13 protein-coding genes are annotated in these 16,048 nt (G+C 41.1%); 8 read left to right on the top strand and 5 right to left on the bottom strand.

Going from position 1 to position 16,048, the window contains the following annotated elements; all coding sequences use genetic code 11:
* Positions 1–132: 132 nt before the first annotated feature.
* The 3 genes from CAN34_RS13350 to CAN34_RS13340 all read left to right on the top strand — a co-directional run bounded on the left by CAN34_RS13350 (position 133) and on the right by CAN34_RS13340 (position 2,458).
* On the top strand, positions 133–351 hold the full coding sequence (locus tag CAN34_RS13350; protein ID WP_089556059.1) for a dodecin family protein: 219 nt from the start codon (positions 133–135) through the stop codon (positions 349–351).
* Between the two features lie 412 nt (positions 352–763).
* On the top strand, positions 764–1,816 hold the full coding sequence (locus tag CAN34_RS13345; protein WP_089556057.1) for a 5'-nucleotidase: 1,053 nt from the start codon (positions 764–766) through the stop codon (positions 1,814–1,816).
* 36 nt (positions 1,817–1,852) lie between these two features.
* Positions 1,853–2,458: a rhomboid family intramembrane serine protease gene (locus tag CAN34_RS13340; protein WP_089556056.1), complete on the top strand. Its 606-nt coding sequence runs from the start codon at positions 1,853–1,855 to the stop codon at positions 2,456–2,458.
* An 81-nt stretch (positions 2,459–2,539) separates the two neighbouring features.
* On the opposite strand, the gene CAN34_RS13335 is transcribed toward CAN34_RS13340, so the two are convergent.
* The 3 genes from CAN34_RS13335 to CAN34_RS13325 form a co-directional block, all read right to left on the bottom strand.
* A complete protein-coding gene (locus CAN34_RS13335; protein ID WP_079692753.1) occupies positions 2,540–3,085 on the bottom strand; it encodes a hypothetical protein in 546 nt (181 codons plus the stop codon).
* Positions 3,086–3,356: 271 nt separating this feature from the next.
* Positions 3,357–5,225: a sodium:solute symporter family protein gene (locus CAN34_RS13330; protein ID WP_089556055.1), complete on the bottom strand. Its 1,869-nt coding sequence runs from the start codon at positions 5,223–5,225 to the stop codon at positions 3,357–3,359.
* A gap of 4 nt (positions 5,226–5,229) precedes the next feature.
* Complete coding sequence (locus CAN34_RS13325) at positions 5,230–5,490, bottom strand: DUF4212 domain-containing protein (protein ID WP_011514563.1); 261 nt, start codon at positions 5,488–5,490, stop codon at positions 5,230–5,232.
* A 1,037-nt stretch (positions 5,491–6,527) separates the two neighbouring features.
* On the opposite strand from CAN34_RS13325, the gene CAN34_RS13320 reads away from it, so the two are divergent.
* On the top strand, positions 6,528–8,024 hold the full coding sequence (locus CAN34_RS13320) for a sodium:alanine symporter family protein (protein WP_089556054.1): 1,497 nt from the start codon (positions 6,528–6,530) through the stop codon (positions 8,022–8,024).
* Positions 8,025–8,166: 142 nt separating this feature from the next.
* Here the strand turns inward: CAN34_RS13320 and CAN34_RS13315 are convergent, their stop codons facing one another.
* Positions 8,167–9,804 carry an electron transfer flavoprotein-ubiquinone oxidoreductase gene (locus tag CAN34_RS13315; protein WP_174668372.1) on the bottom strand — a complete coding sequence of 546 codons (1,638 nt, stop codon included), beginning with the start codon at positions 9,802–9,804 and terminating at the stop codon, positions 8,167–8,169.
* A 644-nt stretch (positions 9,805–10,448) separates the two neighbouring features.
* Between CAN34_RS13315 and CAN34_RS13310 the strand changes: the two genes are divergently transcribed.
* From CAN34_RS13310 to CAN34_RS13295, 4 genes are all read left to right on the top strand, one after another.
* A complete protein-coding gene (locus CAN34_RS13310) occupies positions 10,449–11,183 on the top strand; it encodes a DUF1285 domain-containing protein (protein ID WP_089556053.1) in 735 nt (244 codons plus the stop codon).
* Positions 11,184–11,330: 147 nt separating this feature from the next.
* Positions 11,331–12,320 (top strand): glutamate racemase, encoded by a 990-nt coding sequence (gene murI, locus CAN34_RS13305; protein ID WP_089556052.1) that lies wholly within the window; start codon positions 11,331–11,333, stop codon positions 12,318–12,320.
* Positions 12,321–12,519: 199 nt separating this feature from the next.
* Entirely contained in the window at positions 12,520–13,554 is a 1,035-nt protein-coding gene (locus CAN34_RS13300) for a DUF4062 domain-containing protein (protein ID WP_089556051.1), read from the top strand.
* A gap of 230 nt (positions 13,555–13,784) precedes the next feature.
* Complete coding sequence (locus CAN34_RS13295; RefSeq protein ID WP_089556050.1) at positions 13,785–14,084, top strand: hypothetical protein; 300 nt, start codon at positions 13,785–13,787, stop codon at positions 14,082–14,084.
* A gap of 141 nt (positions 14,085–14,225) precedes the next feature.
* On the opposite strand, the gene CAN34_RS13290 is transcribed toward CAN34_RS13295, so the two are convergent.
* Positions 14,226–15,725, bottom strand: a complete 1,500-nt coding sequence (locus CAN34_RS13290) for a lytic murein transglycosylase (RefSeq protein WP_089556049.1) — start codon at positions 15,723–15,725, stop codon at positions 14,226–14,228.
* Positions 15,726–16,048: the final 323 nt, after the last annotated feature.

Below are 16,048 nucleotides of genomic sequence, written 5' to 3'. Positions count from 1 at the left end.
ACAGATGCGTGTTACTAGCCTATAGAAATACTATTAAAATAGTAATAAGGCAGTTTGTTTAATAAGTACAGTCAACATGACGCTGTCTTAAAAAGTAGTATATTTTAAAATCACATGGATGAGAAAAATATCATGACTATTGCAAAAAATATTGAAGTGAGTAGTACCTCTAAGACTAGTTTCGAAGATGCGATTCAAAAAGGGGTTGCTCAAGTTGCTAAGACAATCAATAACGTCCAAGGGGCGTGGGTAAAAGAACAAAAAGTCGGTATCACTGATGGCAAGATTGATAAATACCACGTCATTATGATTGTTAGTTTTGTTGTGAGTGATGGTTCTGATTTAGGCTAGCAGATTGATATCTAGGTTTATGATCTAAATCCAGATTAGTTTTTAAAGATATAGATTATAAAAAAAGACTGCATTTGCAGTCTTTTTTTTGCATCATGGTTAGCTTTTAAATATGTCATCGATAATGAGCGCAGAACGTTTATCATGATTAGTAAGGCAGGCTTTAAAGTTTTTACTTTTTCTGCCACATTGTCGTAGTGATAATATGATTTTTTTATGTGGTTAAGTCTATAGGTATAAGGTTTTGACAGTATAACGACATTATCATAACTTTTATCCTAATTATAAATTTTTAGAGATGTAGTAAACTCGATAAACCTTATTTACAGACCTTGTTTCTGTATTATTTCCATATAAATAACATGTTCATATAAATAATATCTTCACATAAAAATAGTTAAGTAGAATAATTATGGCAATCGATTTTAGTAATACTTTGATAGTCGCAATTTCTGCGACCGCTTTATTTGATTTATCGGAATCAGAAAACCATCTGTTAGGTTTATTGCAGCAGCGACCTACCGAGGCGATCAAAGAGTTTCGCGATTATATGGCAGAGCGCGAAGATGATCCCCTGAGTATTGGCGCAGGCTATCCACTTATCAAAGCGCTTCTTCATTTAAATAACTATTGTGAGCATTGCTCTGATTCAGCATCAGGTATTGAAACGCCGTTAGTCGAGGTAGTCATTGTTTCAAAAAGCAGCCCTGATACCGGTATTCAAGTGCTCAATGCCATACGTGAGCATGATCTAACTATTTCACGTTCAGCCTTTATATCAGGCAGTGCTGTTGCGCCTTATATTAAAGATTTTAATGTAGATTTGTTTTTGACGACCAATCGTGAGGACGCGCAGCAGGTCGCCGATGCTGATATTTGTGCCTGTGCGATATTAGATGCAACGCCAGTCAATACCTACGAGCTTGATACCAAGCAATTACGCATTGCTTTTGACGGTGATGCGGTGTTATTTGATGATTCAGGCGAGCTGCTTTATAAGCAAAAAGGGTTGCAGGCTTTTCATGACCGCGAAGCCCAAATGCGCGATTTACCGATAGAAAAAGGTCCGTATGCAGAACTGTTGATTAAGCTGTCCAAAATGCAAGAGCGTCTGCCTGCAAGCTTGGACTCTTGTCCTATGAAGATAGCATTAGTAACAGCACGTAATGCGCCAGCTGATCTGCGAGCTATCAAAACATTGCGTGATTGGGGCGTAGATCTTGATATGGCATTTTTTTTAGGAGGGCTTGAGAAAACTTCGGTACTCAAAACATTTGCGCCGCATATTTTCTTTGATGATTCGGTAAAACATATCGATGCGGCTCGTGGCTTTGTACCGACGGCATTGGTGCCTTATCATTCAACCTCGCTATTACACGCCAATAGTGTTCTAACGGCTGATAAGGATGCGTCATCGTTATCTTTTATACCAGTACAAAACACGATGTTGACTGCAAGTCACTAATATACTTTTAATCAGATCAAGAGGATACAACAACAGATGCAGTGGCAGCAAGTGATGACGCTCGTGATTACCCGTCTCAAACAGGTTATTGGTTTATATGCTTTTGTCTTATTGCCAATGTGGATTATGTTTTTTCTCAATGACACCGTATTTTTCGGCATATGGAATGTTTTTGGTATTGTGCCACGTACATTGGACGTGGGCAGCATGATCGGCGTTTTAGCTTCATGGACAATGCATGGTAACTTTGCCCATTTGCTAGGCAATACCTTGGTATTACTACAGATTTTATTTTTGTTTGGCTTATTTGAGAATAATGCTTATCGCACGATTCTTAAGCTTATTGTCGCCTCAGGGATGATGACTTGGTTGATAGCCTCGCCATTATCTATTCATATCGGTGCGTCAGGGCTATGTTTTGCGATGCTCGGCTATATGATAGGTGGGGCAGTGTTCGCAAGACGTTGGGGCTATTTGTTAGCTTGTATCGTGATGGGAGCAGGGTATTGGCTCACCATTAAGCAAGGCTTGATGCCGCAGCAAGGTATCTCGTTTGCGGCGCACTTCGGTGGTCTATGCGCCGGCTTATTGTTAGGTGCAAACTCGAAGCATGCTTATACAAGCATAACCAAGCGTTATTAATTTCTACTATTAGAACAATATCTTTAATATTAAAGAATAAGAAAAACGCCTCGTTAAATTAGTATTAACTTTACTATTCACTTATTTTTTGCTTAAGCAGACATTGATAAATAGGGGATCATTTTTCTCTAATGGACGCCAAGCAGTCGTTTGTTTCACGTGCTCATCAATAGTTAGCTTACTGCCTTTTTCTTGTAGCACATAATCGGCACGAGCAGGGGCGGCACAATCAATCACTTGCGGTACTTGCTGCACACTTCTACGTCTCTCAAACAAATATAAATTGACCAAATAAACATCTGGGTTATCCGCATTAGCACGAGCGTGTCCGCTATCAGCCGCTATAAAGCGCAATGTTTGTGGTTTAACGTATGACCACGGGCGAAACCAAGTACCTTCTTCAACTTTTTTGACGACATGAACACCTTCAGGGAGTTGTGCAACCTGTTGATCAAACCAGCTGTATTCTTGGCTTATTTGAAAGCCAAAGATACCGATCGCCCCAAATAATGGAATAAGCCATCTTGGTGCCTTCTTACCGGCGAGTTTACTGAGGTGAGTTATGACAAGGGCTATTCCAGCTAAGCCAAATCCGGCAGCTATGGTAGCGATAAACTCAAAAAGCATATGACTTTTCCTTAACGCCATCAGCGCATTTCATACCAATATTAAAATAAAATTACATGTTCAAGTTTTTTTAAGCGCATTTATTATGGCAGTTATGCTCACCTTTCTCATCATTTTTACTTTGAAGAGGGATGAATAAAACTATCATGATTGGATAAATAGCATTTAAAAAATATTCTATTACCAGATTGGGATAAAAAAATCACTCACAAGCAGCTGCTGCCTGTGAGTGATATATTATCGTAAAAGAGCAGATACTTCACTTGCTAGCTTAGTGGTCGATTGCGCCGCCAGCTCCACGTGGAGAACGTACGCTTTCAACGAGCTCTTGGATATGTAACGGTGGTGGAGCAGTCGCATAAGACACAGCAAATGCTACGATAAAGTTAAGCAATGCACCAACCGCGCCAAATGATAGTGGCGAGATACCAAACAACCAGTATTCTTCAGTATCAGGGAAGTTGGCAGTACCAGTAATGAAGAACCAACCTTTGAAGACAAAGATATAAACTAAGATACTAATCAGACCCGTTAACATACCAGCGATAGCGCCAAGGTTGTTAATACGCTTAGAGAAAATACCCATCATCAATGCAGGGAACAGTGAGGCACCCGCAATACCAAAGGCTAATGCAACGACCTGTGCAGCAAATCCTGGTGGGTTAATACCTAACCATGTAGCAATAACAATCGCAATACCCATAGTGATACGCGCCACTTTTAGCTCGCCTGCATCAGTAATATTAGGATTGAGGTTACGTTTGATTAAATCATGACTGATCGCTGATGAAATAGCGAGTAGTAGGCCAGCTGCTGTTGATAGCGCTGCTGCCAAACCACCTGCGGCAATAAGACCAATGACCCAACCTGGTAGCTGTGCAATTTCTGGGTTAGCCAAGACTAAGATATCAGCATTGACATCAAGCTCGTTACCGGCCCAGCCTCTATCAACAAAGATACCATCACGTTCTAAAGCATGTTCTGCTTTTGCTTCTTCAACGGTAGTCGTTGCTGCTGCAACATCGCCGCCGTCTTTGGTTGCTGTAGCTAATGCAAGCTCTGCTGCACCAAGTCCACTATCAGCATATAACTGGATACGACCATCGTTGTTTAGATCGTTGTACTTAATAAGACCGGTATCTTCCCATGTTCTCATCCAGTCTGGACGTTGATCATATTCGATAGCAGGTGCATCAACACCTTGTGGATAAATGGTATCGATTAGGTTTAGACGCGCCATAGCACCTACCGCAGGTGCGGTGAAGTATAGTAGCGAGATAAATACCAATGTCCAACCAGCTGTCCAGCGTGCGTCAGCGACTTTAGGAACGGTGAAAAAGCGAATGATAACGTGCGGTAAACCCGCAGTACCAATCATGAGTGATAAAGTAAATAGAACCATGTTTAGCTTGTTCGGTACATCAGCGGTATAAGCGGTAAAGCCTAAGTCGACGACGATTTGATCAAGCTTGGTTAGGATAGGAATACCCGCTTCAACATGGTTTGAGAACAAACCAAGACCTGGAATCGGGTTGCCCGTCAACTCAAGTGAGATAAAGACTGCAGGAATTGTATAAGCGATCATTAGAACCACATACTGCGCAACCTGCGTGTAGGTAATCCCTTTCATACCGCCAAGTACTGCGTAGAAGAATACAACAACAGCCGCAATAATCAGACCAGTGGTGTTATCAACTTCTAAGAAGCGTGAGAATGCCACACCAGCACCCGTCATCTGACCGATAACATAAGTGGTTGAAGCAATAATCAAACAGACAACTGCAATCATAGCAGCAGTCTTAGAATAAAAACGGTCACCAATGAAATCAGGAACCGTGAACTTACCAAATTTACGTAGGTAAGGTGCTAGGAGCATGGCCAGTAGTACATAACCACCTGTCCAGCCCATCAAATAAGTTGATGCAGCATAACCACCGGTTGCAATAATACCTGCCATTGAGATAAATGACGCAGCACTCATCCAGTCAGCAGCCGTTGCCATACCGTTCATTACTGGATGCACACCGCCGCCAGCAACATAGAACTCACTAGTCGAACCTGCACGTGCCCACCAAGCGATACCGAAGTATAAAGCGAAGGATAGACCTACAAAAATAATATTAATCGTAAATTGACTCATAGGACTATTCCTCGTCTACACCATATTGTTTATCGAGTTTATTCATGCGCCATGCATAGAAGAAGATTAAGGCGATAAATACTATAAGGGCACCTTGTTGTGCAAACCAAAAGCTTATATCAGTACCACCTATCCTAATACCTGACAATAATGGACGTAGCAAGATGCCAAAACCATAAGAGACTAAAGCCCAAATGACGAGGCTAACTTTAATGAGACGGAGATTGGCGCGCCAATAACCTGATGAATCGTTGTGGTTCTCCATAGGACAACTCCTTTTGCCTAACATAAAAATAAGGTTACTAATTTGAGCCTGACTTGTCAGTATAAGTAACCCAAAGTTATCAAACACATAAGCAAATTTTTACCAGTAAAATTGATACAAAAATTGATGTTGATTTGCTTAGTATTACTAAAAATTGCACTGTAAATTAATGGTATTAATCGCCTACAACCGAAATATCTAACAAGGTGTATTGGTTATGGCTTGATTAAATTTATAGTAGGTGAATATGGATATTCATGGAGGAGGGTCGGTGTTGGCTGACAATCCTCTGTCTTATTATTATCTTCATCTTCCTGATGAAGTTTTTTTAGTACTTAAAATTTTTATTCATGCCTATCAGTATTGCAAGGGATATTTGTGAACTTATTAGGAATATATACAATATTGACCTAATTAACAATAAATAAATTTAATTTACTTTATGTAACTAAATATTTGCTTCGTAGAAACTATGGCTGACTTATGTTAGTAAAAGTTGTTAAAGCAACCAATGTTACTAGGATAACATGCCAAGACCTTATTTATACTAAGGATTTAATTTTATAGACCTATTAAGATTTATTAGTATTAAAGAGCATTTATTTCAGAAATATTATTAATAAACTGATTAACAAGTGTGATGACACAGGTTGTTTATATTTAAATAGCGTTTATATAAATAAAATCTGAAATTAATATATAAAATCCAGTCTTAAAAGTTTTTTATAAATAATTACTCATAAAAATAATTTTTTATTATTTAATGCAAAACCTTTCAAAAGTTTAGAAATATGTATTGATAAAAATGCAGGTTTGAAACAGTTAAATAGCATCAAATATCATGGTAGTCAGTTAAAATGTTGCACCACGATATTGGTGATTTACTTTGCCACTATATTGAGCAGATATTAAATGGTTATAGATAGTCAGTGATCTTAATAAGCGTCATTGAAATGTTGAAAATGCAAATAAATCGTTAATCATATCAATCTATAAAATATGCTAAAAGCATAAAATGTAAGTGAGGGGAAGGTACTATGGGCGAGGGGCTAATAGGTTGGTTTGATAGCATCGTTAGTTATGGTGTTAGTATAATTTGGGGCAATAATGATTGGCTGATCGCCAGCAATCCATGGTATGGACTACTGATGTTCGTCTTGATTGGCGCGGGTCTTTATTTTACCGTTGCGACGCGTTTTATCCAGTTTCGTCACTTTGGGCATATGTGGGCGTTATTGCGTACTTCCAACCAAGGGCGTAAAGATGGTGGCATCAGCTCATTTGAGGCATTGATGACCTCGCTTGCGGCGCGTGTTGGTACTGGTAACTTAGCGGGGGTTGCAATTGCTATTTATCTTGGTGGTCCTGGGGCCGTATTTTGGATGTGGATGACGGCAATCGTCGGCATGTCGACCAGTTTCATTGAATCCACTTTAGCTCAGGCATATAAAGTGCCGCATACCGATAATGTGTATCGCGGTGGACCGGCTTATTATATTGAAAAAGGCTTGGGTAAGCGCTGGCTTGCGATATTTTTCTCGCTTTGTTTGCTGGTTGCTTTTGGCTTGGCATTCAACGGTGTGCAGTCAAACACCATTGCACAGGCGACCAATGAAGCGTTTGGTATTCCAACATGGATGACAGGCTTAGTATTGGTAGCGCTGGTGGCACCAGTAGTGTTCGGTGGCTTACGTTCGGTTGCGCGTATCGCAGGTAAAGTCGTACCAGTGATGGCGATTCTCTATATTTTATTGGCGCTATATATTATTGTTACCAATTTTAGTGAATTCCCAGCAGCGATTGTATTGATTGTAAAATCAGCATTTGGCTTTGAGCAAGCGGCGGGCGGTGTGATTGGTTATGGTATCGCGCAAGCGATGATTAATGGTATTAAGCGTGGTCTATTCTCGAACGAAGCAGGTATGGGATCAGCGCCTAATGCCGCAGCAACAGCAAAAAGCTATCCTGATCATCCAGCGGTGCAAGGATTTATGCAGATGCTGGGTGTGTTTATGGATACATTGGTTATCTGTACAGCGACCGCCGCCATTATTATTCTCTCTGGTGTGGTTGACCCTAGTGTTGAACAAGAAGGTATTCAGTTGACGCAGTTAGCATTGTCGCAGTATGTGGGTGATATGGGCGTTATCTTCGTTGCGATTGCTATTTTCTTCTTTTCGTTTACTTCTATCATTGCCAATTATAGTTATGGCGAGTCAAATCTTGAATTTATCTCTGGTGCCAAAAACGCCAAAGTGATGATCATGATATTCCGCTTTATGGTGCTTGGCATGGTATTCATCGGTGCCATCGCAAGTCTTCCTACTATCTGGAACTTTGCTGACTTATCAATGGGTCTAATGGCATTGGTCAACTTGACGGCTATTCTCATCTTGTCACCGGTAGCACTGAGAATATTACGTGACTATGAGCGTCAAATCAAAGAGGGCAAAACGGGTGAGCAAATTAAATTCAATCCCGATGATTTTGTGAAGCTTAAAGACGAAGCCAATCGTGATGCATGGAGCGATTAACAGCCTGATTAAAAAATAAATTAAAATAAGCTGTTATAAATTTTATATAAATAAAAACCGCCCTTATTGCTAAGGGCGGTTTTTTTTGGAGCTTTTTCTTAAAAGAAGCGTTTTCTTAAAAAATAACTATCTAAATCATGTTTTACATGTTTGGATAATTAGGACCACCGCCGCCTTCTGGCGTTACCCAAGTGATGTTTTGCGAAGGATCTTTGATGTCACAAGTTTTACAATGCACACAGTTCTGCGCATTGATGACAAACTTGGCTCCTTCAGCATCTTTCACCACTTCATAAACACCAGCTGGACAGAATAAACGTGCTGGCTCAGCATATAATGGTAGGTTAATTGAAATAGGAACGGTAGAATCGGTCATTTTTAAATGCGTTGGTTGATCTTCAGCATGGTTGGTATTTGAAATAAATACCGACGATAACTTATCAAACGTCAGCTTACCGTCAGGCTTAGGATATTCTGGCTGATAGGCGTGCTCTGCGCGCTCTAACTGGTCATAATCATATAAGTTATCATGAATGGTCAACGGCATTTTGCCGCCCATCAAGTTTTGTTCGATAAAGTTGAAAGCGCCACCCATCCATTGACCCATGCGATGCATAGCTGGGGCAAAGTTACGCGCTTCATAATTATCTTGATATAACCAAGATTCTTTATACATAGTAGTGAAGGTCACTACTTCGTCATGTTGGCGGTCGGCTTGTAGTGCTTCAAAGATCGCTTCGGCTGCTAACATGCCTGACTTTATTGAAGTATGCGTGCCTTTGATTTTGGCAGAGTTTAAGAACCCAGCGTCGTCACCTACCAACACACCACCTGGGAAGGTGAATTTTGGTAAAGAGTTAAGGCCACCTTTAGTGAGTGAGCGCGCCCCATAAGAAAGACGTTTGCCACCTTCTAAAATGTTGCGAATAACCGGATGTAATTTTAAACGCTGTAATTCATCAAACGGTGACATGTAAGGGTTAGAGTAAGAAAGATCAATAACAACGCCAAAGCTAACTTGGTTGTTTTCATCGAAGTACAGCCACCAGCCACCAGAAGATCCGGTATCGCTTAATGGCCAACCTGAGCCATGCATGACGACGCCTTGCTCGTGCTTTTCGGGCTTAATGTCCCACAGCTCTTTAATGCCGATAGCGTAATGTTGGGGATCGCAATCTTTATCAAGGTTAAAGCGGCTGATTAGGCGCTTGCCTAAGTGACCACGAGAGCCTTCGGCAAAGATAGTATATTTGGCTAGTAGCTCATAGCCGGGCTCAAAGCTTGGCTTGGCATCGCCACTTGCCGCTACACCCATATCGCCAGTCAATACCCCTTTCACTGAGCCATCATCGTTATATAAGATGTCGGCGGCAGGGAAGCCTGGGAACATCATGACTTCTAGCTCTTCGGCTTGAACCGCTAACCAGCGAACGACATTACCCAATGATGCAATATAATTGCCTTCGTTGTGCAAGCTGGCTGGAATAATGGAGTCCATAAGCTTGGTTGATTTAGTCGCTGATCTTAACATGTACACGCGATCTTCAATCACTGGGACATTGAGCGGTGCGCCTTTGGCTTTCCAATCAGGTATCAGCTCGTCTAAGGCTCGCGGTTCCATAACGGCACCGGATAAGATATGAGCACCAAACTCCGAGCCTTTTTCGACCACAGCGACCATGAATTCGTCGTTGCCTGCTGCGATAGCAAGCTGGCGTAGACGGATGGCAGCAGAGAGACCGGCAGGTCCACCACCCACGATGATGACATCAAACTCCATCGATTCGCGTTCAACCTCGGGTTCCGCCACCACAGGCTCTACTACGGGCTCAGGTTTTTTTTCTATCGCTACTGTCTCAGCAGCCGGTTCTTTCACGGCAAGCTCTTCAGCTGGCACTTCTGCTATCACAGCTACTGGCTCTGCTGTCTCTAGATTTGCCATCTCTGTCGCTACTGGTGTATCAGTAGTCACAGTGTCACCATCAATGACTGGCATTTGATTGTCTTGCTCTTGCATACCTACTCCTAAACTTTTAGTGGCTTATCTCAGGGCATCATTAGCTTAACAAGTGAATAATAAGGTTTGCAGCGCTAACTTTACTCAGACATATGGCTGCCCGATAAAAATGGTCTTTGCGACATCAGTTGACGACGTTATTGTGAAAGGATTTTCTTAAAAAATCTCAATACATAACGTAAAATGTGTCATTAACACGATACCCACTAGACCATTTTAAATAAGAAATCATTACTTATTATAAAAGAAAAGTCCCACAAACACGATACGCATTTATAGCCATCAGTGTTAAGGTAATGTGGATGTAGTGAGGGCGTAATGACGATGTTGTTTCATCATACCCGAAACTAAAATTTATAGTAATAACAGATTTGCCAAACTTTGATTACTACGTAAAGGATTCTGCGATGAATGACAATAATAAAAGCGTCAATGCGGCTAGTAAATATGGTACTGAAGCCCCAAGCGACATGCTGTCTGAGCTAAATAATGTGGATGCTCTTAGCCAATATTTTAAGTCTGCAGCAGGAACACGCGAAGGACGCGCCATACCACCACTAGAAAAATGGCACCCTGAACAAGTTGCTGATATGGATTTGATTATCAAGGCCAATGGTGAATGGTGGCATGAAGGGGGGCATATGACCCGAGAGTCATTAGTCAATTTGTTTGCCACTATTTTATGGAAAGAAGAGAATAATGGCACCGTTGAGTATTTTTTGAAGACCCCCGCACAAAAACTTCGTATTCAAGTCGAAGATGCACCGCTACTCATCAATGATGTTGGTATCGTTAATGAAAATGATACCAGTTGGTTGGAATTTACGACGACCACTGGTGATGTAGTACGTTTAGATGATGAGCATCCTATCAGCTTAAATAATTATATAGCTGACGGTAATAGTGAAACTAATAATGCTAATAGCCATGAAGAAAACAATCATGAAGAAAACAAGCGCTCAGAAACCGAGGCGCAAATACGTCCTTATATGACAGTTCGAAATGGTTTAACGGCGCTTATTGGTCGTAATGCATTTTATCATTTGACCGATATTGGCGAATTGACAGAGCGCGATGGTGAGACGATACTAACCCTGCAAAGTGGGGGTAAATCTTATCAGTTATCGATGCCAGCTGGATGAAAATAAGGCTTTGTTCATTAATGCCATTTATTCAAGTTTCTAATATTCACGTTTCTAGCGTTTAAGTTTCTAGCCTTTCAATAAGTGACACCTTTATCAGTAGTATGAGTAGGACAATATTTATATGAAAACGGCGGTAAAATAAAAATGAAAATTGCCGCAAATACAGTGGCTAGTATGATCGATATACGTTCAATAGTCTCTGATGGTGATACTGTTGAAAAAACGGTAATCAATAGCGACGTGACGAAAAAGACGGTTAATAAAGACCGTAATGCTCCAATTGGTTTATTTGATTCTGGGATTGGCGGTCTGTCTGTTTATCTGCATTTAGCCCAGCAGTTGCCGAATGAGCGCTACGTTTATTATGCTGATACCTTACATGTGCCATATGGCAATCGTGATAGTGAAGATATCAAAGCGTTGACACTGGCAGCGGTAGAATGGCTGTATCAACAAGGTTGTAAGCTCATCGTTATTGCTTGTAATAGCGCCTCTGCTTATGCGCTAGAAACCGCAAGAGACTATTATCCGCAGCTGCCTATTGTGGGTTTGGTACCAGCACTAAAGCCTGCGGTATTGGCGAGTAAAAGTGGTCATGTCGCAGTACTGGCAACCAAAGCGACTTTAAACGGTGCGTTACTTAATGACGTTATCACTAGTATTGCCAGTCCTAACGCTACCATCGTCACCAAGTATTTCGATCCGCAATTGGTACCTTGGGTAGAGTTGGGTATGCCAGAGGATAGTGAAACTGCTCAGCGTCTACGCCAGCAATTACAAGTATTTGCTGAAGATGGGGTAGATCAGTTGGTGCTAGGTTGTACTCATTATCCGTTTTTTAAGTCTTTTTTATTGCAAGAAATTGCAGAGCATCAGCTGTCGATGGACGTTGTCGATTCAGGGCAGGCGATCGCTGAGCGCGTCAAGCAATTACTGCTGGCAAACCAGCTATCAGCGTTGCCTACAGACAGTTTGAACGAGAATGCTCTAGAGAGTAATGGTACAACGATGATAAATACTCAGCTGCCGTTGACCTTTTATGCGACTAAGTGTGATCAAAAACTGGCTTTATTGATACGGCGCTTACTTGGCGAGGAAACACATTTACAATATTATGTTTCCTCTAAATATTAACTCCCTCTCAATCTTAGTGTGGACTGTCGACATGATTAATATGAATACAGCTGTTATAATCCCGTATTACGTTAGTGGTATTAGAAATAAACTGAACGCATTTCAGCAAGATTATGCTAGGCTAGTATTTGCTAAGCAGAATATTTAAATTGTGTCTTATTCTATATCAATTTATGTGACTACCTAACTAAGCTTAGAGGTGAGTGTGCCAAACCGTCGCTATCATATTCACGTCATATGCGCTGACAACGACCAGTTGTTGGTCTTGGATAGTGTTGCGGTGTTTTTTCAAGCGCGTGCCTTTTTAACCTATGACGTTTCTAGTAAATTACCAAAAGCGTCGCTATATGGTCGCCAATGTATTGATGCTTGTGATTATGCGTTGATGATTATTGGTGATAGCTATGGTACTGCGCAAAATACCGGTGTGAGTCAAATGCATTTGAGTTATTTAAATGCCAAAGCTAAGCTCAAGCCTTTACTGATATTGGTTAAGAAGCATCATAGCGATGCCATTATTAGTCGGCAATTGAATGAGTTTACCAGTACCGTTATCAAGAAAGCCGATAAAATTTATTATTATGAAACAGAAAATGACATCGAATCATTACTGGTTCAGGCTTACTATAAGATGGTTGCCAATCATGAAGTAAGTGATGGCTGGGTAAGAGTTGGTGACGAAGCATTGATGAAATCTAATAAACCAGCTGTTTCTGAAGAAGCGGCTAATATCTTATCTGCTAGCAAAGTTACTAAGCAAGCTGATTCTGTCGTCCCTAATCATCTGATGGCTGATAGTGTCAGCAAACCAATCGTATTAACAGAAACCTTCGAGATTCAATATAAAGCCCAAGCTTATGAGGGTGGCAACTTAACGGACGTGACGAGATCAATGTTATTGACGTGGCAAGAGGTGTTAATCGCTCTAATAAAGATACCGGCTACTTTTTCAAGCTATGGTTTACAAAGCGCTATCAATCGTTTAGTCGCAACCAGAGCTGAGCCGGATATCAAGAGAGAGATGCCAAACGTCCATGCTGTATCACGCTGTCAAATTTCTCAAGATGACTTAAACCAATTACAGCGTCAATTGGTTGCTGCCAATTGGATACAATTAACGACTTATGGCACTCGGGTAACACAAGAGCTTTGGAAGTTAACCTTTTATGCAAAAGGCTTGTTGGTAGACAAGAAGCCAACGACAGAGAACCCAAGACATTTACCCTTGACCTAGCTTATATCGTCAATTGTTTTGCTCATAAATTTTATGTTTATGTTTATGTCTATGTTTACGATTATGATGATATGCATATTTATGGTTTTGTTCTATGCTGATAACTTTTGGGCTATGGCTACGTTTTGTAATACAAAGTATACGTCGCAACGGTTGTGAATATATTTAAGACCGGTGATAATAAATAGGATAAGCACATAATAATACTGAATAATTAGGGAGAGTAGACAATGAGTAATGCTAAAAATGATGCACTAAAGAATGAATTAAATAGCTTAGAAGAAACCATGCACGCGGCAAACCAGTTTCATACGCTAGAAGAACAAGTAGCAGATATGAAGCGCCGCGGCATTGATCCTACCCAAGCCTATAAGGATTTAGATAGAAAAGAAGAAGATGCGGATTGGGGCGATAAGACATGGAAAGAAAATGGCAAATGGGAGCCAAAAACCCCTGCTGACTTAGATGATAAAGCCCGTGAAAACTGGGATGGTGAAAATGGTCAACCCAATCCACCACCTATCATTTAATGTCTAAAGGTAGCGGTATAAGTATGGCTACTATATAAACTGTGCTAAGTCTTAAATAATTTTAGAGCTGAAATGATAAAAAAAGCCACGCTATTTAGCGTGGCTTTTTATTTTTAGTAATAATTTAAAGATATTATCTAATTATGAGCCTTCATCAACACGCACGAGCTTCACACCACCATCAGCCCCAGTCACACGGCGATAGCGCGTGTTGCTTGATGTCGATGGCGTAACGACTGTTGGTCGCGTTGATGGTTGAGATGAATAGCTGTTCGGTGCGCTGCTTTGTTGTTGAATCAGCTGACCCATGCGGTCTGCAGGCGCTGGATTTAAAGGACGAGTGTTTACTGGTTGTCCATATGGATTGCCATATTGGTTACCAGAATTAGAGCTACTAGGAGCAGAGTTCCCAACGATTAAGCGGTGAAATTTCTGTCCTGCGCGTCCATCAGCAGGGAATATGCCGCGACTAGATTGATATTGCATGATCGCAGTGCGGGTATTATCACCTATGATGCCATCAACCTCACCGATATCGTAGCCAGCATTCAATAGTGCTTGCTGAATATCTCTGGATTCTTGGCGACCAATACCAGGATCATCTGTCGGCCAAGCCGTGATAAAGTCGGTTTTACTGCTATTTTCTTTAGTAATCAGATCCGATAAATGAGCAATAGCTAGTGCATAGCTTTCTGATGCATTGTAGGAATAAAAAGTATCAAAGTTTTTACCGACTAAAAACGCGGGACCGTCTTTACCAGCTGGTAATAATAATCCTGCACTGCTTAAGTTAGAAGGTAATGAGCTACCATTAGCAAGGGTTAAGCCTTGATTGCGCCAGTGGCTGATAGACTTTTTATCTTTACGGTTGGACGCTGCCCAAAACCCGCTAGGTAGCTTGACTTCATAACCCCATGGCTCACCTGAGCGGTAGCCACGTTTATCCAAGAAGTTCGCCGTAGAGGCGAGTGCATCAGGGACACTATTGACCAAGTCACGACGACCATCACCATCGAAGTCGACAGCCAACTCTAAAAAAGTGCTCGGCATAAACTGCGTCTGCCCAAAGGCACCTGCCCATGAGCCTGTCATATCACTTGGTGCAATATCACCATTTTGCACAATTTTTAGGGCATTGGCATACTCACCTTGGAAGTAGCTTTGACGACGGTCAAAGCAAGAGAGTGTCGCTAATGATTCAAATAAAGGTTTTTTGCCCAATGTCTTACCAAAGTTAGATTCCACGCCCCAAACGCCTAATACGTGCTCAGGTTTGACGCCATAGCGTGATTCAATTTGACGCAAGGTATCTGCCCACTGACGTTTGGCACGGATACCGTCTTCTACTCGTTCCGTATCAACGAGTGATGACAGATAATCCCACACATCTTTTTGAAACTCGGGTTGATAGTTTAATGATTGAATCACACTAGGATCAGGCTGTGTCGGTCGATAGTTGTTAAAAGTAAAGCTATCGACACCGCGAAATTTACTGGAGTTTTTTAAACCATCGAGACACTGTTGAAATTGAGCATTAGATAAGTTTGGTGCGTCTGGCTTGGCAGCTTGAGCGGTGCTGGCCAGACTTAAACCAATGGCTGCCGTCAATAAAGATAAAGTGGACAAATGAGTCAAGCGCATGAAAATATCCTATAAATATAAGTAATGGTAATGGCAAGGCCAAAAATAAAATTAAGGATCAATATGATGAGATTGGTTTAGAGTAACCAATCTAAATAATAAAGAAAAGCTATAGACGCAACTGGTTACTATAAGCTGACGTAGGTGTAAGGTTGAAAGAGGGTTTTGGAAAATATGGCATTACATGGTTTTAAAAAAGTATCTGACTTTAATGTGTGAGAGAGATTTCATAGCTTTTTTGTAAAACTACTTTGCTAAAATGCTATCCAACTCGAGCCCATCCCAGATTCTGTGTAACTGCCATTTAGATTAAATGCCTGCTG

The sequence above is a fragment of the Psychrobacter sp. DAB_AL32B genome, from assembly GCF_002224105.1.
GTDB lineage: Bacteria > Pseudomonadota > Gammaproteobacteria > Pseudomonadales > Moraxellaceae > Psychrobacter.
Note: the sequence above shows the minus strand (reverse complement) of the source record. Positions and strands in the feature narration are given on the sequence as shown.

What these genes read in the sequence shown, in the direction of transcription:
- CAN34_RS13335 (WP_079692753.1), bottom strand. Translation starts at nt 3,085, where the DNA reads ATGCTTTTTGAGTTTATCGCTACCATAGCTGCCGGATTTGGCTTAGCT.
- CAN34_RS13295 (WP_089556050.1), top strand. Translation starts at nt 13,785, where the DNA reads ATGAGTAATGCTAAAAATGATGCACTAAAGAATGAATTAAATAGCTTA.
- CAN34_RS13315 (WP_174668372.1), bottom strand. Translation starts at nt 9,804, where the DNA reads ATGGAGTTTGATGTCATCATCGTGGGTGGTGGACCTGCCGGTCTCTCT.
- CAN34_RS13345 (WP_089556057.1), top strand. Translation starts at nt 764, where the DNA reads ATGGCAATCGATTTTAGTAATACTTTGATAGTCGCAATTTCTGCGACC.
- CAN34_RS13330 (WP_089556055.1), bottom strand. Translation starts at nt 5,225, where the DNA reads ATGAGTCAATTTACGATTAATATTATTTTTGTAGGTCTATCCTTCGCT.
- CAN34_RS13350 (WP_089556059.1), top strand. Translation starts at nt 133, where the DNA reads ATGACTATTGCAAAAAATATTGAAGTGAGTAGTACCTCTAAGACTAGT.
- CAN34_RS13320 (WP_089556054.1), top strand. Translation starts at nt 6,528, where the DNA reads ATGGGCGAGGGGCTAATAGGTTGGTTTGATAGCATCGTTAGTTATGGT.
- CAN34_RS13310 (WP_089556053.1), top strand. Translation starts at nt 10,449, where the DNA reads ATGAATGACAATAATAAAAGCGTCAATGCGGCTAGTAAATATGGTACT.
- CAN34_RS13290 (WP_089556049.1), bottom strand. Translation starts at nt 15,725, where the DNA reads ATGCGCTTGACTCATTTGTCCACTTTATCTTTATTGACGGCAGCCATT.
- murI (WP_089556052.1), top strand. Translation starts at nt 11,331, where the DNA reads ATGAAAATTGCCGCAAATACAGTGGCTAGTATGATCGATATACGTTCA.
- CAN34_RS13325 (WP_011514563.1), bottom strand. Translation starts at nt 5,490, where the DNA reads ATGGAGAACCACAACGATTCATCAGGTTATTGGCGCGCCAATCTCCGT.
- CAN34_RS13340 (WP_089556056.1), top strand. Translation starts at nt 1,853, where the DNA reads ATGCAGTGGCAGCAAGTGATGACGCTCGTGATTACCCGTCTCAAACAG.